The organism is Planctomicrobium stercoris (genome assembly GCF_051465655.1).
Lineage (GTDB): Bacteria > Planctomycetota > Planctomycetia > Planctomycetales > Planctomycetaceae > Planctomicrobium.
Window position 1 is genome coordinate 4,219,456 of record NZ_CP195791.1, and the last position, 19,315, is coordinate 4,238,770.

15 protein-coding genes and 1 tRNA gene are annotated in these 19,315 nt (G+C 57.1%); 6 read left to right on the top strand and 10 right to left on the bottom strand.

The window, feature by feature from the left end; all coding sequences use genetic code 11:
• Positions 1-149: 149 nt before the first annotated feature.
• The 3 genes from SH661x_RS16940 to plsY all read left to right on the top strand — a co-directional run bounded on the left by SH661x_RS16940 (position 150) and on the right by plsY (position 4,145).
• Entirely contained in the window at positions 150-836 is a 687-nt protein-coding gene (locus SH661x_RS16940; RefSeq protein WP_437223862.1) for a helix-turn-helix transcriptional regulator, read from the top strand.
• 655 nt (positions 837-1,491) lie between these two features.
• A complete protein-coding gene (locus SH661x_RS16945; protein WP_437223865.1) occupies positions 1,492-3,111 on the top strand; it encodes an HDOD domain-containing protein in 1,620 nt (539 codons plus the stop codon).
• A 329-nt stretch (positions 3,112-3,440) separates the two neighbouring features.
• Positions 3,441-4,145 carry a glycerol-3-phosphate 1-O-acyltransferase PlsY gene (plsY, locus tag SH661x_RS16950; RefSeq protein ID WP_437223867.1) on the top strand — a complete coding sequence of 235 codons (705 nt, stop codon included), beginning with the start codon at positions 3,441-3,443 and terminating at the stop codon, positions 4,143-4,145.
• 72 nt (positions 4,146-4,217) lie between these two features.
• On the opposite strand, the gene lpxA is transcribed toward plsY, so the two are convergent.
• The 3 genes from lpxA to SH661x_RS16965 form a co-directional block, all read right to left on the bottom strand.
• Positions 4,218-5,057 (bottom strand): acyl-ACP--UDP-N-acetylglucosamine O-acyltransferase, encoded by an 840-nt coding sequence (gene lpxA / locus SH661x_RS16955; protein ID WP_437223870.1) that lies wholly within the window; start codon positions 5,055-5,057, stop codon positions 4,218-4,220.
• 331 nt (positions 5,058-5,388) lie between these two features.
• Positions 5,389-5,679: a 4Fe-4S binding protein gene (locus SH661x_RS16960; RefSeq protein ID WP_437223872.1), complete on the bottom strand. Its 291-nt coding sequence runs from the start codon at positions 5,677-5,679 to the stop codon at positions 5,389-5,391.
• A gap of 289 nt (positions 5,680-5,968) precedes the next feature.
• Entirely contained in the window at positions 5,969-6,352 is a 384-nt protein-coding gene (locus tag SH661x_RS16965) for a rhodanese-like domain-containing protein (RefSeq protein ID WP_437223874.1), read from the bottom strand.
• A gap of 340 nt (positions 6,353-6,692) precedes the next feature.
• Here SH661x_RS16965 and SH661x_RS16970 point away from each other — a divergent pair, with 340 nt between their 5' ends.
• From SH661x_RS16970 to SH661x_RS16980, 3 genes are all read left to right on the top strand, one after another.
• A complete protein-coding gene (locus tag SH661x_RS16970; protein ID WP_437223876.1) occupies positions 6,693-7,778 on the top strand; it encodes a hypothetical protein in 1,086 nt (361 codons plus the stop codon).
• A gap of 454 nt (positions 7,779-8,232) precedes the next feature.
• Complete coding sequence (trmB, locus tag SH661x_RS16975; protein ID WP_437223879.1) at positions 8,233-8,883, top strand: tRNA (guanosine(46)-N7)-methyltransferase TrmB; 651 nt, start codon at positions 8,233-8,235, stop codon at positions 8,881-8,883.
• Positions 8,884-8,961: 78 nt separating this feature from the next.
• Complete coding sequence (locus SH661x_RS16980; protein ID WP_437223881.1) at positions 8,962-10,284, top strand: alkaline phosphatase family protein; 1,323 nt, start codon at positions 8,962-8,964, stop codon at positions 10,282-10,284.
• A gap of 46 nt (positions 10,285-10,330) precedes the next feature.
• Here the strand turns inward: SH661x_RS16980 and SH661x_RS16985 are convergent, their stop codons facing one another.
• From SH661x_RS16985 to recR, 7 genes are all read right to left on the bottom strand, one after another.
• Positions 10,331-12,646 carry an O-antigen ligase family protein gene (locus tag SH661x_RS16985; protein ID WP_437223883.1) on the bottom strand — a complete coding sequence of 772 codons (2,316 nt, stop codon included), beginning with the start codon at positions 12,644-12,646 and terminating at the stop codon, positions 10,331-10,333.
• A 256-nt stretch (positions 12,647-12,902) separates the two neighbouring features.
• Complete coding sequence (locus tag SH661x_RS16990) at positions 12,903-13,166, bottom strand: hypothetical protein (RefSeq protein WP_437223885.1); 264 nt, start codon at positions 13,164-13,166, stop codon at positions 12,903-12,905.
• A 423-nt stretch (positions 13,167-13,589) separates the two neighbouring features.
• A complete protein-coding gene (locus tag SH661x_RS16995) occupies positions 13,590-15,059 on the bottom strand; it encodes a GIY-YIG nuclease family protein (RefSeq protein WP_437223888.1) in 1,470 nt (489 codons plus the stop codon).
• 351 nt (positions 15,060-15,410) lie between these two features.
• Positions 15,411-15,484, bottom strand: a tRNA-Val gene (locus tag SH661x_RS17000).
• Positions 15,485-15,816: 332 nt separating this feature from the next.
• A complete protein-coding gene (locus tag SH661x_RS17005) occupies positions 15,817-16,830 on the bottom strand; it encodes an alpha/beta hydrolase family protein (RefSeq protein ID WP_437223890.1) in 1,014 nt (337 codons plus the stop codon).
• 236 nt (positions 16,831-17,066) lie between these two features.
• Positions 17,067-18,536, bottom strand: a complete 1,470-nt coding sequence (gene rpoN, locus SH661x_RS17010; protein ID WP_437223893.1) for an RNA polymerase factor sigma-54 — start codon at positions 18,534-18,536, stop codon at positions 17,067-17,069.
• A gap of 119 nt (positions 18,537-18,655) precedes the next feature.
• Entirely contained in the window at positions 18,656-19,282 is a 627-nt protein-coding gene (gene recR / locus SH661x_RS17015) for a recombination mediator RecR (protein ID WP_437223895.1), read from the bottom strand.
• Positions 19,283-19,315: the final 33 nt, after the last annotated feature.

The following is a 19,315-nucleotide window of genomic DNA, read 5'->3' on the forward strand; positions in this document are numbered from 1 at the left end:
CTGCGTAAGCACATAATTTCGTCAGAAGTGGTTAATCTGTCTGGTTTTGCTGCGACAGAAAATTCGAATTTATTTCTGGCAGATGAACTTTTCCTGTGCGACTTATTCGGAACCAGACTCCCAGAAAGCTTCTCCTGCCGCAGCAATCAATGTTTGACAGCCATTCCCAGCAAGACTCAGCTGATCAGGGTGAGTATCCCCGACTCACCCGGCTGCTGAACTTGGTGCAGCTCCTCGACAACGGCCTGCAACGCAACGCCGGCGAGCTGGCCGAGGTTCTGGGAGTCAGTCGCAGGACGGTCTTTCGAGACCTGAAAACGATGCAGAGTTGCGGCGTGCAAGTTGAATTCAACGAGCACACGAAGAAGTACCGGATGATGCGGCAGAGCAAAATCCCCTCAGCGCCGGTCAAGTCCGACGTCCTGAGTGTGGCAGCAGCACTTCTGACCTCGCAACTGAACTCTGAAATGAAGCGGGCAGTCGCCTTTCTGGAAGTCGCCTTCGCGCAGCAGCTCGGGGAATCCAAAGAACTGGAAGCCTTCGAAGCGGCCATGGAGTTCCTGAAGGACGAACGCGAGTCGCCCTCGCAACAGGTCCCCTGGCCGCTGATTCAGGTGCTGTTTCAGGGCTATCTGGAACGGAGCAAGGTTCGCATCAGCTTCACACATGACCGACAGGAGAGCACACTTCTCAGCCCATATCGCTTCGTACTCGGGGACGAAGGCTGGGAGGTCTCGGGATGGTCATCTCTGCATCGATCACGGATTCGCGTCAAAGCTGAACTGATCACCTCTGCAGAACTGACAGAGTTCAAGTTCGCGCTCCCCAGCGACTGAGCACCTGCTGCGTCATTCAACGGAAATTCACACTCCCGGAGCATCGCGGCCCCAGCGGCTGAATGCCTGAGAATCAATATCTTGCCGGGCGATTCTCGATTTGAACGATTGCAACGATCACTCCGCATCGTCCCGCTGCACAGCCTTGCACCGTCGGTGTTTTTCAAACGCCCGGATTTTCGATTTCTTAAGGAAAGTTGAGTGTCAGTGTGCCAACTGTTTGTCACTCATGCCGCGATATACACCTATGCCGACTGCAGTATGTTTGCGTATATCTGCGTGTTCCCTGCACTTGATGTTCCAGCGCTCGCGACACGGAGTGCAGCAGGTCCCGCGACGAGGCAAATGCCCTGGCGAAGATTGAGAAACACCAGTGAGGCATGAATCATGAAATCATTCACAGCTCCAGGAAATATCGCTCGCATGACCGCTTCCCCGCGATTGGGGAGCCGGGACTGCTCAGCTGTTTGAAATGGATTTCAGATCGTCACCTGAAGCGGCTTCGTGTTTCGGTGACTTCACAAGGACGGACCTTTTCATTCCCACGGATCGCACCATGCCTCTCCACCTTCGTCGAGCACTGATTATCGATGTTGCGCCGAGCAGACATCTGCCACTGAAGCATGCGCTTGGGGAACAAGGATTTCTCACGGACGTGGCAACGGACCAGTTCCAGGCCACTTCCCTGATGGAGGCTGGTGAGTTTGACCTCGTCATTCTCGACCTGAGAACTCCGCTGACGCAGGAACCGGAAATCCAGAAGACCATTCTGGCACTGGCGGTGAAATCCATCCTTGTGATTGTCAGGCCGCTGATCCTGGAAGGGGATCCCCTTGTCATCGAACAATGGCAGGAGCGAGCTGACGAACTCCTCTACCATCCCCTTGACTACCAGCGAGTCGGCTTCCGCATGAAAGGTCTGTTTGAGAAGCCCGCGACAGACTATGGGTCGGTCTCCATCTCTCAACAACGAGGGGGGCTTCGCAGGGGAGTCAGTCACGCACACTACACCGAACTTGAAGATCGCCTCGACTTCGAAGACCGATTGAAGTCGATTGATCGCTTCCTGCCCATCTCCTCCGTGGCTGCCGATGTGGTGCAGTACTGCTACTCCGGTTCCCTGAGCGCAGAAGGAGTCGCCGCACTGATTCAGCGTGACGCTGGACTGGCTGCTGAAGTTCTCCGCGTGGCACATGCCGCTCCTTATGCAGCGCGGACATCCTCCACGAAGCTGCAACTCCGCTCGGCCGTCACACGGCTGGGTCAACGCAGGGTGGCAGAGATCGCCCTGGCGGCTCAGACTCTGGGCAACGTCATGCCCATGGCGTTTCCGTGGATCGATTTCGCCACTCTGCAGAAGAGAAGTCAGGCCGCTGCGGTCGCTGCAGACTGGGTTGAGAGCCTCGACGAAGATCCCGAAGAACACGAACTCTTCCGACTGGCAGCAATGATGGCTCCCCTGGGACACGTCGTCCTCGGAACCTTGTTCGCAGAGGAATATGAAGCAGGCCTTCGGAACGGGGATTCAGAGTTCGAGAGTCTGGAAGATCTCGAAAGAACCGTCTTTCCGATGCGACACGCTCAGGCACTCGCGCACGTCTTTGCAAACTGGAATTTTCCTGAGCGGCTGACATTCCTGATCGCACACTCACAGGATTCGGAAGAAGAACTCTCACAGCTTGCCCCCCGGGATCAGAACAAGATCCGCGACCTGCAGGTGGCCATCTTTATCGGCAGGCTCGCAGTCAACAACTGGCAGCCATGGGACGAACTCCCGGCACCGCCTCCTCTGCTCAACCAGTATCTGCCAGATGAGCTGGATGAACTGTTTGCTTATCTTCACGACGAACTGAACGACAGCGTTCCGACATACGGACACGCGGCATCTGTTCAGACCCCTCAGATCGAATCCACGAGCCCGCTGGGTTATGTGAATCTGTCCCTGGGATTCGACCCGGCTCCCGCCTTGCTGGCGTCAGCCGGCATTGAAGCGACTCCATTCCGCTTCAGTCAGAATGGAAGCCAGCCTTTGTTCATCAACTGCCGGGGCATTGACCACGGCGAGTCACAGGCTCTCTCACTGGCCCGAAGTTTTCCGTCGATCATTCTCTGCGAACCGGATCAGAGAAGTTTCTACGAAGACGACGCTCAGGTCATTTCATTTCCGATCAGTTTCCGAGAGTTTCAGAATCGATGTCATGAGATTCTCAGTGGAAGCCGAAAAACTGAACGTCTCGGTTCAGTACGCACCACTTCTGTCAACGTGCGGCATTGAAGCGTCACTGAACCATCTTGATGTCGAACCGACGTCATGCAATGTCTGGTTCAACGGGACTCAGGTTCAGCCGGACACCTGACCGGGTTCGACACGACAGCTCACACTTTGCAGGCGATCAGATGGATTTTCACATTGCGAAGATCCTCAACCGCCTGCAATTCAGCGATTCAGGCGGTCCCGATCACCTGAGAAACATGGCGGGCAGGGAGCGTTCGCCCCTGACACGACTCTTCAGGGGAGTGAATTCCCCTGCCCGCCGGACGCTGTCATCTCGCACATCGTTCCTGTAGATTGCTGCAATTCCCATTACGAATGAGCAGTAATCAATGACACCCTGGATGGGGCAATTCCTCAGCGTCGTGACCTCCTGGCTGATTGGATCCATTCCATTCAGCCTGTTGATCGGTCGTATCGTGGGGGGAATCGACCTGCGGCAGCACGGCAGCGGGAATGTCGGAGCGACCAATGTCGCCCGCACGATGGGGGCGAAGTGGGGAATCCTCGCGCTCCTCCTGGACGCTGCGAAAGGGGCTCTCCCCGTCTGGCTGCTGCCAATGCTTTTTCAGATCCCACCGCATTCGCAGATCAATGTCAGCGTGATGTGCGGCATCGCTGCGATCCTGGGACACATGTTTCCCCCCTGGCTGGGATTTCGAGGAGGCAAAGGGGTCGCAACGGCGCTGGGGGTCGTCACCGTGCTGGCACCGGGCGCCATGGGATGCGCCTTTCTGGCGTTCGCAGTGACGTTCGCAATCTCTCGAATCGTCTCATTGTCTTCCATGGTCGCATCGCTGGTCTTCGCCATCGCACAGATTGTCATCGCGGGTCCGGAACTCTGGCTTCCTCAATCCCGCAGCCTGGGGATCTTCAGCATCGCAGTTCCCCTGCTCATCGTGCTGCGGCACCGCACTAACATCGTGAGACTCTGGCGCGGCGAAGAAAAGCAGCTGCGGTTCTCGAAGTCGGATCAAGTTCCGCCGGCCTCGGGCTCTGACACTGGTCGTCCTGACGCCAGTCCTCCCGGGACGTAGCGCCGCGATCCAAGTTCAATCCCGAAGCTGGGCGGGTGTTTTCCCTCCCGAACAGATCCTCGGTGGTCAACTTCAGCCGTCGACAGACTTCTCTTCAGCTCCAGCGCCGGGGCGAACTGCCGTCTTGGAAAGCTGAGAGTAGGCGGCGGCTGCCAGTCCTCGACGGGATTCGGCATTCATGAAGTGGATCAGGCGTTTACCTGCTTCCGTGGTCACGAGTTCTTCCAGCGCCTGCTTGATCTCCGCCCGGTCGAGCCCGGACCGGTAGATGATCTTGTAGGCCGCTTTGATCTCGTCTCGCTCTTTCGAGGAGAATCCGCCACGGATCAGGCCGACGCGGTTGACCCCGACCATCGCTCCTTCGTTGTCCGTCATGAAGAATGGCGGAATGTCTTGAACGATCTTTCCCAGACCGCTGATCATGCTCGCTTCGCCGATGCGGACAAACTGATGCACAGCGGCATTGCCGGAGATCACCGCCCGACGGCCGACGTGAACATACCCGCCCAGCAGCGAACCGCTGATCATGATCACTTCATCTTCCAGGCAGCAATTATGTCCAATGTGGGCATTGGTCATGATCATGCACCGATCACCGACTTTCGTGACCGATCCGGGGGTCGAGCCCCGATGGATGGTCACTCCTTCGCGAATGATGCAGTCCTGACCGATCTCAACCGATGAATCATCCCCTTTGAACGCACGGTCCTGAGGCAAGTCCCCCAGCACAGCATGGGAATGAACCCGTGTTCCAGCTCCGATCGAAAGCGGACCATAGAGAATGACACCCGCTGCGAGATGGCAACCGGCCCCCACCGTGACGGCACCTTCGATGACGACATAGGGGCCAATCGTGGCGCTGGGGTCGATCTGAGCCTGCGAATCGATAATCGCAGTGGAATGAATTGGCATCGTCCGTTGATCCCTTAAGGTTTTCGTAGATCGAAGCATTCTCGTTTACGATCATCCTGTCAATTCCAGCCGTGAAAATCTCACGGAGCCGATCCTTTGACGGCAGAATTGGCGGCATGAAGAGAAAATCGAGCGCATGAAAAAACCACCTTCCCGCACGCAGATTCATGGCGAGAAAGTGGTTGAAATTGGACTTCTGGATCATTTCGACATGTGAAAAGCGTCCGGATTTCAGGACGGGCTCACAAAATTTGTCCACCTGCCGGCGTCCGGTTCCCCGCTGGAACACTGGCCGAAACACTGCCGCCAGGCGGGCTGTGGCTCACCACCCTTATTTGGGGGGAGGATTCTCACCCAGGGGCTCGCGGCGTTCGGTGATGACCGGACACTGGGGGGCCATTTCGGCGTTCAGCTCTTTGTAGGGAGCCCATTCTTCCGGCAGATTGTCTTCGTGGAAGATCGCTGCCACCGGGCATTCCGGGACGCAGGCTTCGCAGTCGATACATTCGTCCGGATGAATGTAGAGGATCGCTTCTCCTTCGTAGAAGCATTCCACCGGGCAGACCACAACACAGTCAGTGTATTTACAGTTGAAACAGGGTTCGGCAACAACGTGTGTCATCTGCTTTTTTCCTTTAAGACCGCTGATGAACGAAGTGGAGTGTAGACTGGTCGAAGTTCGGTTTCTTCAGGAATGAGCCGGGACGACTTTGACTAGACGAATGCGACAGCCTGCTTCCCGTTGCACCTTCCATCGGAGTTGACACCGCCAGAGTTTGCACAGTTCGTTGCAGCCAATGAAAAAATCATCCCGGTTGCAGCGCTGCACGTGGTTTTAGGAGCGCGTTTCTGAACTGTCAAGATGACGGGCCGTTCTCTCAAGAGTGGCTTTGCACTATTGACATTGCGTCTCAGCGGGAAGGGGTTTCGGTGGGCAACCCAGCCTCAGTCCAGCCACGCCATCCGCCGTCCATCGAGATCACGTTCTGGTAACCCATTTTCTGAATGGCGTCGGCAGCCAAAGCGGACCGATAGCCCCCTCCACAGTACAGCACAATGGGCGTGGTGGGATCCGGGATTTTCGCTTCAATGTCCCGCTCGATCACCCCTTTACCCAGGTGCCGGGCTCCCGGGAGGTGACCTTTGGCGTACTCACTCTCTTCCCGTACGTCCACCAGTTCGAAACGTTCTCCGCTCTTCAGACGGGCATCGACATCCTGGACCGTGCATTCGCGAACCCGGGACCGGGAATCGTTGACAATCTCGAGAAACCGGGGTGCGTGTTGAGCAGCCATTGAAGGAACCTCCTGCAGGAAACGATCAGGGAACAGCTGTATTCTCGGAGAATCCCCCGCGGGGATCAATGGGATGAGCAGGGAGTCCAGAGCAGAGAGTCGAGTGCCTGAGGTATCGAACCAGACAGCTGTCCCCTGTCCCCTGTCCCCTCAACGATTCCTTGTAAGAAGTGCAAACCGTGTCGGCAGATGCCCCCCTTCATCTTGACCCTTTTTTTGGATTCTCCTAAAAATCCCGCCCACGCACTGCCGCGGCTGAATCAATCTCCTCTCTCAGCAACGGATCAACCTTTCAAAAACGCCTCTCATCCTCCTCCCAATAAAAATCAGGAAACCTCAGATGTTTGGAATTCGCACCCACGCCTGGACCGGGATCACTCTGCTGGCCACGACCTGCGGCCTGGCTGGCTCCGCCGAAGCCCAGCTCTTCCCCTGGATCAACCCCTGCGGTACCTGTGCTGCTCCTCCGATGCAGCAGATGGTCGCCGCCCCGGTCATGATGCAGACCGCTGCTGTCAGCGACTGCCCCTGCATGAAGCCGGTCACCGAGACCGTCTATCAGGACGTCGCCCGCGTCGAGTATCAGCCGGTTCAGCAGGTTCAGAAGGTCGCCAAAGTGGTGACTGTTATGGAAGACAAGCCGGTCACCACCTATCAGACTGTCAATGAAGCCCGGACCGTCGAAGTTCCGACCACCGTCGCTCAGCAGGTCACCGAAATGCAGACCGTGACCAGCAACCAGAGCTACTGGCAGACCAACTGGCAGCAGGTTCCCAAGTATTCACCATGCACCTACGATCCTCGACCAGGATTGCTCGGACAGATGAACCGCATGGGATACCAGATGCGGAATGCCTTCACCCCGAACTACGTCGCTCGTCGTGAATTCGTGCCCAATGTGGTTGCTCAGCAGGTTCCGGTCTCTCGAACCGTGCAGATCCCGACGACCCGCCAGGTGACCTACAACGTTTCCAAGCTGGTCCCGGTGACCACGACCCAGAAAGTTCCGGTTCAGCGGATGGTTTACGAAGACCAGACCGTGACCGCGATGGTCCCAGTCACCACCACTCAGAAAGTGGCTGTCGGAACCCGCACCCGGATGGTCTACTCCGGCGACCTGAACACCACCGCTTCAGCCAACTTTGATCCGGTCCCGACCGCTGCCAACAGCGCCGGCAGCACCACGGCTGGAAACGACAAGGGAACGATCCGGCAGCAGTCCGCTCCCAGCGAAGAAATGCCGATCCGCTACCCGACCTTCCAGAAGAACAACGAAGCAAATCCCGCTCCGACGGCTCACGAAGCTCCGGTGACCTCCAGCGAAGCAGCCCCCACGATCAAGGTGGCCGGCGGCTGGAAAGCGACCCGCGGTTCCGCTTCGGATCTGCAAGCCAATGCCCCCGTCCTGTCGGTGGTGCAGAAGTAGTTCACTTTGAAGTGATTCGCACGGAAGCGAAAAAAACTGAGAAAGCGGCGTCGGACGGATTCGACGCCGCTTTTTCGTTTTTGGGGATTACTGACGCTCCGATTCGATAGGGACTGCTGTTTGGGCGACTCGGCGAGAAGATGATTCAACCACGGAAAGCACGGAACTCACGGAAAAGTTCGATGACGGGCGTAAGCGGTGGGCCTCACTGAAGAGAGGTCCGCGTTCAGCTCCTCTGCGAGCGGAGAGGCGCATTGCGAGAAGGCCGCAACATTCCGTGAATTCCGTCTCTTCCGTGGTTCCTCTCTACCCCGGGTGGTCGGGCGGATATTCTCGGATTTTTGCGCATGCGGGCGGACATGCTGAACGAGACGGGAGTCGGTATACTTTCAGGCTGTAGCCAGATGCCTGCATCTGCCCACCCGATTGTTCACAGCTGATTGAATCGTTTCGCATGTCATCGATCCCGAAATCGTCCCCGCCACCGGTCGATTTGAAACCGTACTTCATGACCATGAACGACATTGATGAGTCGTTCGGAGGAAAACTGGACTGGGCAACCTTCTTCGGGAACGACAATCCGGTCGAAATTGACGTCGGGTGCGGTCGGGGACTGTTCCTCTTTCATGCCTCAGCTGCCAATCCGAATATCAACTATCTCGGGATCGAACTCGATTACAAAGAGGGTCGGCGCGGTGCCCGCCGCCTGCAGAAGCTGCAGGCCCCCAACGTTCGCGTTCTCGGGGGAGACGTCTTCTACGCGTTCAAGAAGTTCATCACGCCTCATTCGGTCGAAGCGATTCACGTTTATTTCCCCGACCCCTGGTGGAAGCGGAAACATCGCGGCCGCCGGGTCTTCAATGATCAGTTTGTGGATCTGGCAGCAGGCCTGATCCGTCATCAGGGACTTCTCCACTCGTGGACCGATGTGGAAGAGTACTTTGGCGTGATCTCCGGACTGATGGATCATCATCCGGAATTTGTCACGCTCCCCCCGCCGGAAGAACGTGCTCCGGAGGATGACATGGATTACCAGACGAGTTACGAACGCAAGAAGCGGCGGCTCGGCCTGCCGATCTATCGAGGAAAGTGGCAAAGGAAATAGACAGTTCCCGGAGTCTCTCCAAAGGGACGGGCATTCGGGATTGAATCACAAAGTGACTTAGACTTTCAAAGGGCGTCCATGTCTCAGAATGTCGTTTTGATTTCCATTCCCGGGTTGCGTCGCAGCGATCTGGCACGCATGCCCAACCTGTCCGCCCTGGCTGCCGGCGGATCGATCGCTGATCTGAAACCCACATTCCCCTGCATGACATGCCCGGTGCAGGCGAATCTGACCACGGGAGTCGGTCCGGAGAAACATGGCGTCATCGCCAACGGTTTCTTCCATCGCGAAACCGGCGAAGTGGAGATGTGGACCGCATGGAACAGCTGTTTCGAAGCCCCGCAGGTCTGGGAACTGCTGCATCGCCACGACCCAGCGATCACTTCCGCTGTCTGGTTTCCTCTGCACTCCAAAGGGGCCAGCTCCGACTACATCTGCACTCCCGCCCCGATTCACAATCCCGACGGTTCGGAATCGCTGTGGTGTTACACCAAGCCGACCGAACTGTACGGCGAACTGCGTGATCAACTCGGACACTTCCCCCTGATGAACTTCTGGGGGCCGATGGCCAACATCAAATCGACAGAGTGGATCGTGAATTCCGCAGTGATCGCAGCGGGCAAGTTCCATCCCCGATTCACCTACATCTACATCCCTCATCTGGACTACGCAGCCCAGAAGAACGGCCCCAACAGCCCCGAGGCCCTGCAGGCGGTCGTCGATGCCGATCGTGTGCTGGGTCAACTCGTCCAGGGATACAAAGATGCCGGAATGACGGACGTACATTGGCTCATCGCCAGCGAATACACGATTCAGGAAGTGACCGCTGTCGCTTATCCGAATCGTTTGCTGCAGCAGGCAGGTCTGCTCGCGATCCGCGAAGAGAATGGCCGTCAGCATCTGGTGCCCGGCGAATCCCCTGCATGGGCGCTTGTCGATCATCAGCTGGCCCATGTCTTCGTCAAAGATCCGGATGATATCGACTGGGTCGCAGACCTGTTCCGGGATCACCCGCTGGTGAAACATGTTCTGATCGGCGAAGAGCGGGCGAAGTTTTCACTCAACCATCCGCGCTCGGGCGATGTGGTTCTGATCGCGAAGCCACATGCGTGGTTCGCCTACTACTGGTGGGAACACGATTCACAGGCTCCGGAATTCGCCCAGACCGTCGACATTCATCGCAAGCCCGGTTACGACCCTGCTGAACTCTTCATCGAAATGCCCGCGAAGAAGATTCCGCTCGATGCCACACTCGTCCGCGGCTCACACGGTCATCCCGAAGAAAACGCAGCTTCCCAATGCGTGCTCGTTTCGTCCTCGCCGCTGCCCAGTCCGCAGTATCGGGATGTCGATGTCACTCCACTGATTCTCGCCGAATTCGGTGCGAACATGCCGAGGTAAACTGTCGAATGGATGCCCGTCCGCACTGCCGCGTGGCGGGCATCTCTCACTGCTTCTCCGTCGTTCCCGCTTCTGCTCCATGCAGCAACCGCTCAATTGCTTCGCGAACGGTTTTCGGGAGGAGTTTGTCGACATGCCCGCGTGACGTGTTGAGGTCGTCCAGTTCCAGTGCCCGTCGGGCTGCCCGAACCGCCTCATCCCGCTTCTGCCCCGCGTCCATTGCCAACGCAAGCTGGCTGTGCGCTCTGGAGAAGTTCGGATACAGCTGAACGGCCTTCTCCGCCGCCGAGATCGCTGCTTCAGCCGATGCGGGACTCTGGTCCTGTCGGTACTTCTGCAGCCACCAGTCAGAGAGTGTCAAGTACTCCTTTGCGGCGCGGGGGTTCAACCGGATCGCGAGCTCCTTCTCTCGAATTGCAGTATCGAACAGCTCCGCATGACTTTTTCCGGATCGCATCCATCGTTCAAAAGCGAGTGCTGCCAGCTCGTCATGCGGCGCCGAGGCCAGTCGATCCGCAGCAACGGCCTCTGCGTAAGTCTTCTCCGCCAGATTCATCCGATGTTCCACCAGCGACTCGTATCGCCCCTGTTCGAGGAGCCGCCCGACAGTCGCAACCGGGACAAGTCCCGTCCACAGACATCCCAGAAACAGCAGCACCCCGGCCCCCATCGAGACAGCGATCCCTCGAGACGTCCGGGAAACACCCTGCCCCACTGGAGTTGAGAACAGAAACAGGATCAGGATCAATTGCAGGATGGCCGGCATTCCGATTCCCCCCGCCCCCAGCAGGTGGACCAGAACAGCTGTCCCTGCCGTGAGAGCTGCCGGAAGACTCAGCACCCAGTCGCTGACCGCGCCGGTCTTGAGAGACCGGCCCTGCAAAAACTTCAGAACTGCAAAGGTGACATGGATCGCCAGCCAGCCCACGGCAATCCAGAACAGATTCCAGTCAAAAAAACCTTCGAGCAGCCATTCCTGTGCCAGCGTCAGTCCGAATGCGAATGCTCCGACAACACCTCCCGCTTTGAGAATGTCTTGCCCCGCAGACGTTGGCGCTTCAAAGTTCAGCGGAGCGCGAATCAACCGGTAGCCCCAGACACCCAGCAGGATCGTCAGCCCACCCAGCGCGAGTATTCCTCCGTTCGCCCAGACATCCAGCACCAGATTGTGCGGATCAAGAATCTCTTCACTCGCCCCGGGGAGCTTGTACTGAAAATAATGCTGCCGGAAGTTGCCCGGCCCCACGCCAAACCAGGGGTGATTAACAATCAGCCCCCACGTCGACCGCCAATATTCCTGTCGAAACGCCAGACTCTTGGGGGCCTCGCTGAGTATCTCCCAGTCGAGTCCGCCTGTCAGACTCAAAACGACAGCAAACACGACAAAGACCGCCAGCAGTCCGGCACCACCCAGCAGAATCTTCTTACGCTGCGTGCCGGGTCTGACGAGCAAACGCCCTCCTAGCCAAACGAGTGCAACCACGACGCCAACGACAGCAGTCCGGCTCTTCGTCAGGAGTAGACAACCGGAAATCACCCCGATCGCCAGCGTGATCCCCGTCGCCAGCGGAAATGAGTTCGACCGCCAGATGGGAACGTCAGCATCACTGCTCGCAGACTCTTCATCCTGTTTTCTGAATCGAAGCAGTTGCAACAGGAAGTCGAGCCCCGAAAACCAGCCGATCAGCAACAGGGCAGCGAACGAATTCGCCAATGCAAACCGACCAATCGGTTCCAGGCTGTCGCGGGTTCTCGCCAACAGTGACCGCCGGGCCCCTTCATCCAGCATCAAATAATCCGTCCCGAACTGCGACTGCAGCTTGCGGAATTCCGTCCGATCATCCGCTGAGAGTGTCCCTCCGCTGTCGAGTTGTCCCTGAATGGCCAGCAGTCGGGTCATATCTCGCCCCTGCTGTGGATACCAGACGAAATGTTGCCAGATCCCCAGTCCAGCCAGCGCGATGACGGTCGTCAGCAGGCACCATGAAAGAAGGACCCGGAAGTCCGTCCGCTGCATGAATTCCTTCAGCACAACCCACGTCACGCCGACGGAAATCCACTCCCAGAAGCAGTTCAGCGCGGCCCGCTGGTCCCCGGTGCCGGCCAGTACGAGCAGGGCAGAAATTCCATGACCTGCGACCAGCCCCGCCACTCCAACGTCGATGATGCCCAGCCGCTGCGAGAGCCCACTCCCGGTCCGCCACAGAGCCCACAGCCCCGCCGTCCCCAGTGCCAGCCAGCCGGCTGCAATCCAAAGCGTGTGCCCTTGTTCAACCCCCTCAGCCGGAACCAGCCACCGACAGAGCAAAAGTCCGATCACCAACGCCGACGCCACCGAAATCCCCGCCAACGGCGATTTCATGGAAGAAGGCTGTCGAGTTACGGTCGCTGAACGTCGAGCCACGGCTGAAAAACTTTGCGATGAAATCCTGAACAATACAAAATGCTTACGCCTTCCTCGTCAGTCTGACGGTTTGAGACACAACGGGCAACGCCACCACCGCTGATCGGCCCCAAGCAAAGGAGTCGCAGCCAGACGAGAGAATGCGTGAGGGCGTCACCGCAAGTTCAGGCTTCAAGCTTCCACAGTGTGAGACAGCAGATCCGACTCAACAGGTCTAACAGCTCCACGCAGCAGCCTCGGCGAAGACGAACACCATGTAGCCGACCGTGCCCCCCAGAGCGGATAGAGCAACCGAGAGTGCGAAGAACTCGGCGCGGCGGTTCAGACTCTGCTTTTCACGTTTTGCCAGACCAACCAGCAACAGGAACCAACGGCCAATCGCAAGCAGCACCACCAGTAAGATGAATAACAGAACCGAAAGTGAAATCGGATCACCGAGACTGACTGTGCTGTCAGCGGTATTCACCAGTTGCACCATCTGACGTGTGACCTTTCTTCAACAGTGACAATCTGATCCGACATCAGCTTTCTTTGTCGCGAGATCTTCCTTTTCGGCTGCAGTAATAAACGCATGTCGAGCCGACTGCTATTCCAGCCAGGAACAGAAGTAATCCAATCCCGACAAAGGCAACCGGCTCAAGGGAAATGTAGCTATCATGTATAAAAATATCGTCCAATTGTAAGCTTCCTTCACTGCCCGCCGACAGTCAAAACCACGGTGATTGAGCCGGTCACTTCAGGTGCCCAGCTGAACGTGATTCAACAGAATGCCCCGGAATTTCACCCGTGACGATATGACTCCACCTCGGTTGGAATCATCAACCTCGAGCGACGTTGGGACTTCCACCGACAGCCAGGTCAAAGAACCAATCCAGAGCGAACCGTCACCCATGAAAGGAATTCAAACCGATTCCATTTGCGGTTCAAACTCATCGTCCTCGTCCAGGGTGACCCCCATTTCTGCCAGTTCTTCCGTCAGCTCCACCAGTTCATCCGGGCTCACGTTCTGGCTGTCGCGGTACTCCAAAGCTTCCGGTTCAGCCACGTACTCGATGACCCCGTGGTGCTGCCTGACTGCCTGAAGGATCGTTTTCAGTTCGATCTTGAAGTATTCCTTTCGGAGATTGACACGGTTCACTCGATGCCTCGTCAGCTCGCGATGCAAGGCGTTTTCCAGGGCCGGAGCGTTGTCACAGCTGATCATCGCGTGCACATCGAACGGAAACGGCACGCTCGCATCTCCCAGCTCTCTCACGCGGTGTTGCGGATCTTCACGGCGAGTCATGCCAACTTTGAACACATTCTCACCGAATGATCCAATGTTCGAGAGAATGTAGACGTGGCCGACCTTGGTTAATTGTGCCAGCGACTTCGCCCGCTCTGCCTTCGCCTGTGCTTCAGCCAGTTGTTGCTGCAGTTCTTCGATTTCTCGGGAATGAATCCCGGCCTGCGATGCCAGTGCTTCCTTCAGCCGATCTGCCAGTTCTGCTTCCTTTTCTTCCGCATCGCGGATGGCCTCTTCATGCTCTCGCTGGAGTCGAAGTTCTTCCCTCATCTGCTGCTTCATACGCCTTTGTTCTTCTCTCAACTGCTGTTCCCGTACCTTGGTCTGGAAGGCATTCTTCAGGTCAGCAATCGCGGCCTTTTGTGCGGTCGGGGAGATCGCGTACCCCACAGCTTCCACGAATTCGAACGTTTTCGTCAGCTCGTTCTTCCTCCGCTGGTAGTTTTCAGGATCGGCGGTCAGCCTGTTGGTCATCCACTTCAGATGATCCGCAACAAGCCGGGCGGCGATGGCGTCAATCCGTTGTTCAACCGAAGCGACCGCAAGGCGATCGGCACGCGCAGCATTCAGACTCTCCTGCGCCGCACGCTTCTCCTGCTCAGCGGCCTCATAGATCTTCCGGTAATATTCCTCCACGCGGGAATTGCCGGTCGCAAGCAGAGAGTGATACCGCTCGGTCAGCTCAGCAGTTTGACTCCGAAATGCCCGTGCGAGTTCCAGAACCTTGGTGTAATGGACCAGCTGCCTCTCAACTTCAATGGCTTCAGCGTGACGCATCATCCCATAAATCCCCATGCCGACCGCAATGAGAGCACAAACCATCGGCACCATGAGTGAATTGGAGAATGACACCAGCGCCAGCAGGCTGAGGACGCACAGAATCGCCAGAAGAAGATTCGAAGTGGGATGCCCGAAGAACCCGCTGGCAGGGACTCCCGGGATTGGCGGAGGTTCTGGGAGCTTTCTGTAATCGAAGAACCAGACCACATTTCCGCAGTGTGGACACGCTTTCCGCTCAACGCCGTCCAGAGTGATTTTCTTCCGGCATTTTGAGCAGACGCGCAGCGAGTCGTCCCAGAATTTCATGGGAGAGGTGTCCTGAGTGGCCCAAGTTCAGAACGGCACCGACGCCGCCCACGTCTGGGACTTTACCTCAGACGTAGGCGACGTTCAATTGCGAGTGATCAGCAAGTTCCCATTTGAAATCGCAGCAACGACTCTCCCATCTGGAACAGACCGTTTTGCGCCTGCTGCCACTTCAGGATCAGACGGACGTACCGCTCATGCGATAGAGAAGAATCATGCTGCCTTATTCAACGGCGTTACCAGATCTCGGACTTGAGTCCGCCTGTCGGCAAAAGGAGAGAGTATTTCAGAACCGTCGCTCTCGTCATCAGACAACTTTGGCTTTCACCCAATGTGACAATAGGGTGAAAGTGGTCACGACAGGACTCGAACCTGCGACATTCTGTGTGTAAGACAGATGCTCTAACCAACTGAGCTACGCGACCTGTTTTTAGATTCTCCCCTGCAGCGGATCGTCTGGAAAACGAATCTGGCTGCGGGGAGCTCCGTTGTACTCGGAACGCTCGATTTTTGCCAACCTACTTTCCGAAATCCGGGCGGTTGATCTTCCGTCGAACTCCCGCTGCGGGTGGAGAAGAGGACGGCGGCGTCTGCGTTTAGCCCCTGCCTCAGGGGAGTGTGGCGGCGATTCAGGAAGATTGTCGTTCGAAAGCTGTGTTGATCGCCGCCGGAACGCCACACTTTCGTGAGATTCGCTCTTAGGTTCGCGAGTGCCAATGGACTGGGGATTGGTTGGTGAGGGTGCGATTGTGAACGATCAGGGTGACTGCAGAATTTCCGTGCACATGCGGTCGAGGATCGCCGGCACGAAGAGAAAGCCAGCGTAGTGGTCCACTGGCATGGTGATGTGGTGGGATGTTTCCAGGCTGGCGGCTTTTGCGAATGATTTGGCGTTCTCAATCGGGACAACCGTATCGAAGACGCCGGAGTACAGCCATGTTCGGTCCGGGTTCAGGCGATGGGCCAGACGATTGGGTTCAACCTGCCAACTGATCTCCCGGAGCTGTTCTTCGGTCACACCTGCATCTGTCAGCACCTTCTTGACCCGGGCTGCATCGCGATCGCCGTTTTGCAGCACGCTGAGAATGTCACCGCCCGAGAGGACGAGAAAGACTTTGTCATATCCTTTGTCAAGCCCGGCAGCTGTCGATGAGACGAAGCCTCCCAGGCTGGTCCCTTGAAGTGAAATTCGATCGTGAGTCAGCCACGGCAGAGCGGCGACAGCATCACGGGCTCGCCGGGCGTCGGCAATTCCTTGTCGAACCGTATGAAGCTGAAACCCTCGACCTCGTTGATCGGGTGAGCGCCGCAAACCGTAGCCGGGGAGTTGAAGGAGGAACGCATGCACGCCGCGATGTCGGAACCCCTTGGCCAGCAAACGACCAACTGGCATGCTCCTGCCGGATTCATGAATAACCACCACAGCGGGAGCCTTCGCCGGTTTCTGGTCGGCATCGCGAACCATGTACCACTCCATGACAGCGGTTGCCGCGGCGGGGTCGTCTGTCGTGATGGGCGAAGGAAATTTCACGATCGCATCCTCGCGATCTTCGCCAACAGGTGGTTCGATCAGAACCTCGAACTCTTCTGCCCTCCAGCACAGGCCAGCGAGGCATTGTCGGGCGTCCTCGTTCGGCTCCTCACCGATGTTCAGAGAGTCTTTGGCGATGAATTTACGGCCGAATGGTTCTGAAGAATCCTCGGCGAAAGAAGCACGCGCTGACAGGAAGGTGATCGAGAGCAGACAAATCAAAGAGAGAAGACGCGACATAACTGCCTGCTGTCAGGGAAATCAGACTTCGAATTCGATCACATGCCGGAATGGCAAACAGCCAGGCTTCTCGCGTGCGAAGAATGACAACTTCTCTGCAAGGAGCCTTTGCACAGCATACCTACGAGTTTGCCTCGCGGTTTCACCAGGATGATCGAATTGGGTGATGTGAAGTTCCTGGACCGAACCAAGTCGAGTCGAGCGTCCTGCGAACTGCCACTCACGCCGCTGCGTCTTCAGTATTCCCGACGCTGACGGGAAGAGGGGATGTTCATCGCCTTCCGGTACTTCGTGACCGTTCTGCGGGCGAGGTTGAATCCGTGTTTGCTCAATTCCATGACCAGTGCGTCATCGCTGAGCGGATCGGACTTGTCCTCTTTGTCGACGATTTCCTTGAGCTTGAGCCGGATGTTTTCCCAGGCGACATCTTCACCGTCGGCGGTCTTTGTCCCGCCTCCGAAGAATCGCTTCAGCGGAAAGATTCCGCGTGGAGTCGCGATGAATTTATCGTCGACCGCCCGGGAGACGGTGGTGACGTGAACACCGACGACGTCCGCAATGTCCTGCATTTTCAGCGGCTTGATGAACTCGGGCCCCTGATCCAGAAACTCGGTCTGCTCATCAACAATGGCCTGTGCCACGCGTCGCAGTGTGTTGTAACGCTGCTCGATCGAGTCGATGAGCCACTTGGCCGACTCGATCTTGCGTTTGATGAATTCTTTGGTCGCTGCATCGGGATTGCCTTCGAGCATGCGGATGTAGCGACGGTTGATGCGCAGCTGGGGGATGTATTCGTCGATGAGTTCGACTTTGTATTCGCCCGCTTCGTTCTTTTCGACTTTCAGGTCGGGGGTGACGGTCTGGATTCGCGGGGCGTCGAAGATCCGGCCGGGATACGGCTCGAGCGTCCGCATCTGTTCGATGGCTGCTTTGATGGCGTCGAGGGTGTAGCCGGTTTTACGTTCGATCAGCGGCAGACGGTTCTGCAGCACGTCGTCGAGGTGATCGCTGATCAGCGTCGACATCATTTCGCCCAGCGGCGTTTCCGGGGTGATCTGCAGAAGGAGGCATTCCTTCAGATCGCGAGCACCAACGCCGGGTGGGTCGAGTCGCTGCACAAGCTTGATCGTCTGCTCGGCGTCTTCATGCGTGATATTCGCACCGAACACCTGTGCCAGTTCCGCGAGGGAACTTTGCAGGCGGCCGTTGGCATCCAGATTGTGGATCAGATAGTCGCCGAAAGCCCGCAGGTGTTCCGGCGCATCGCAATGAAACTGTTCGAGCAGGTGATCGTGCAGGGTCTCAGGGCGATTCTCGCAGTTCGCCATGACGTCGTTTTGACGGTCCCCCTCTTCCTCGATGCGGTTGCTTGAGGGGCGCGACCCGGAGGTGTAGTTGTCGTCCGGCCATTCCTTGGAGATCTCAAGGAGCCGTTCGAAGTCGGAAGCGTTGTTGTCGTCGGTGACCATTTCCCGGCGGTCGATTTCCATCCGGGGAGGTTCCAGCTCCGCCTGGGGCTGCTCCTGCTTGTACTCTTCTTTCCGGTTGGTGACCTGTTCCAGAACGACGTTTTCAGCCAGTTCCTGGTCGATGCGTTCCTGCAGTGCCATGAGCGGCAACTGAAGAATTTCCATCGATTGAATCATGCGCGGCGCCAGCTTCATCTGCTGGCTCATGCGCATCTGCTGGGAAACGTTTAGGTGCATTGTTCTTCGATCAGTTGAGATCGGATGTGGATCGACGGAAAAACGTTGGGGTGTACGACGGTTTCTGTGAAATTCTAAAGCTCAATCTACCGTCCGCGAGCAAAAATGATTGCTGAAGATCAAAAATTCTGCCGTCCCCGCATGGCGTCGGCCAACATTTCTTTATTGGCAAACTCTAACACACTTCCGGTGGCAATCCCCCGCGCAAGCCGCGTAATTGTTACCGGATCTTCCTCCAGCAGGTTGGAGATGAACAAAGCTGTTCCATCCCCTTCCAGCGTTGGATTCGTCGCCATAATCAATTCTCGAACTTTTTCCTGCCGCACCCGGCGAATCAGCTGACCGATTGTCAAATCGTCAGGGCCAATTCCTTCGAGCGGCGCAATTCGCCCCCCCAGGACATGGTAGGTCCCCTGAAAAGCGGAAGCCGCCTCCAGTGCCGAGACGTCCTTGGGCTGTTCCACGATGCAGACGACCGTCCGGTCCCGCCGGGGATCGCGACAGATGGAACAGACTTCCTGTTCTGTCAGATTGAAGCAGACCTTGCAGCGTCGAATGGTCTTTTTCACGTCCCGAATGGCGTCTGCCAGAGCCAGCGCATCCTGTTCGCGACAGCTCAGAATATGATTGGCCAAACGTTCGGCGGATTTTCGACCGATTCCGGGTAAGGAGGCAAACTGCTCGACGAGCCGCCCGACTGCCGGACCGAAGGGATGTTGTTCTGACTGAAATCCGCGTGCCGCCATGCTTCCGGACCTGATGACTTTCTAAAGCCGATG

Bases quoted from the DNA above. Each gene is read 5' to 3' on its own strand.
- SH661x_RS17005 (WP_437223890.1), bottom strand. From the start codon at position 16,830: ATGTCGCGTCTTCTCTCTTTGATTTGTCTGCTCTCGATCACCTTCCTG.
- SH661x_RS16995 (WP_437223888.1), bottom strand. From the start codon at position 15,059: ATGAAATTCTGGGACGACTCGCTGCGCGTCTGCTCAAAATGCCGGAAG.
- SH661x_RS16965 (WP_437223874.1), bottom strand. From the start codon at position 6,352: ATGGCTGCTCAACACGCACCCCGGTTTCTCGAGATTGTCAACGATTCC.
- recR (WP_437223895.1), bottom strand. From the start codon at position 19,282: ATGGCGGCACGCGGATTTCAGTCAGAACAACATCCCTTCGGTCCGGCA.
- SH661x_RS16960 (WP_437223872.1), bottom strand. From the start codon at position 5,679: ATGACACACGTTGTTGCCGAACCCTGTTTCAACTGTAAATACACTGAC.
- lpxA (WP_437223870.1), bottom strand. From the start codon at position 5,057: ATGCCAATTCATTCCACTGCGATTATCGATTCGCAGGCTCAGATCGAC.
- rpoN (WP_437223893.1), bottom strand. From the start codon at position 18,536: ATGCACCTAAACGTTTCCCAGCAGATGCGCATGAGCCAGCAGATGAAG.
- plsY (WP_437223867.1), top strand. From the start codon at position 3,441: ATGACACCCTGGATGGGGCAATTCCTCAGCGTCGTGACCTCCTGGCTG.
- SH661x_RS16970 (WP_437223876.1), top strand. From the start codon at position 6,693: ATGTTTGGAATTCGCACCCACGCCTGGACCGGGATCACTCTGCTGGCC.
- SH661x_RS16940 (WP_437223862.1), top strand. From the start codon at position 150: ATGTTTGACAGCCATTCCCAGCAAGACTCAGCTGATCAGGGTGAGTAT.
- SH661x_RS16980 (WP_437223881.1), top strand. From the start codon at position 8,962: ATGTCTCAGAATGTCGTTTTGATTTCCATTCCCGGGTTGCGTCGCAGC.
- SH661x_RS16990 (WP_437223885.1), bottom strand. From the start codon at position 13,166: ATGGTGCAACTGGTGAATACCGCTGACAGCACAGTCAGTCTCGGTGAT.
- SH661x_RS16985 (WP_437223883.1), bottom strand. From the start codon at position 12,646: ATGAAATCGCCGTTGGCGGGGATTTCGGTGGCGTCGGCGTTGGTGATC.
- trmB (WP_437223879.1), top strand. From the start codon at position 8,233: ATGTCATCGATCCCGAAATCGTCCCCGCCACCGGTCGATTTGAAACCG.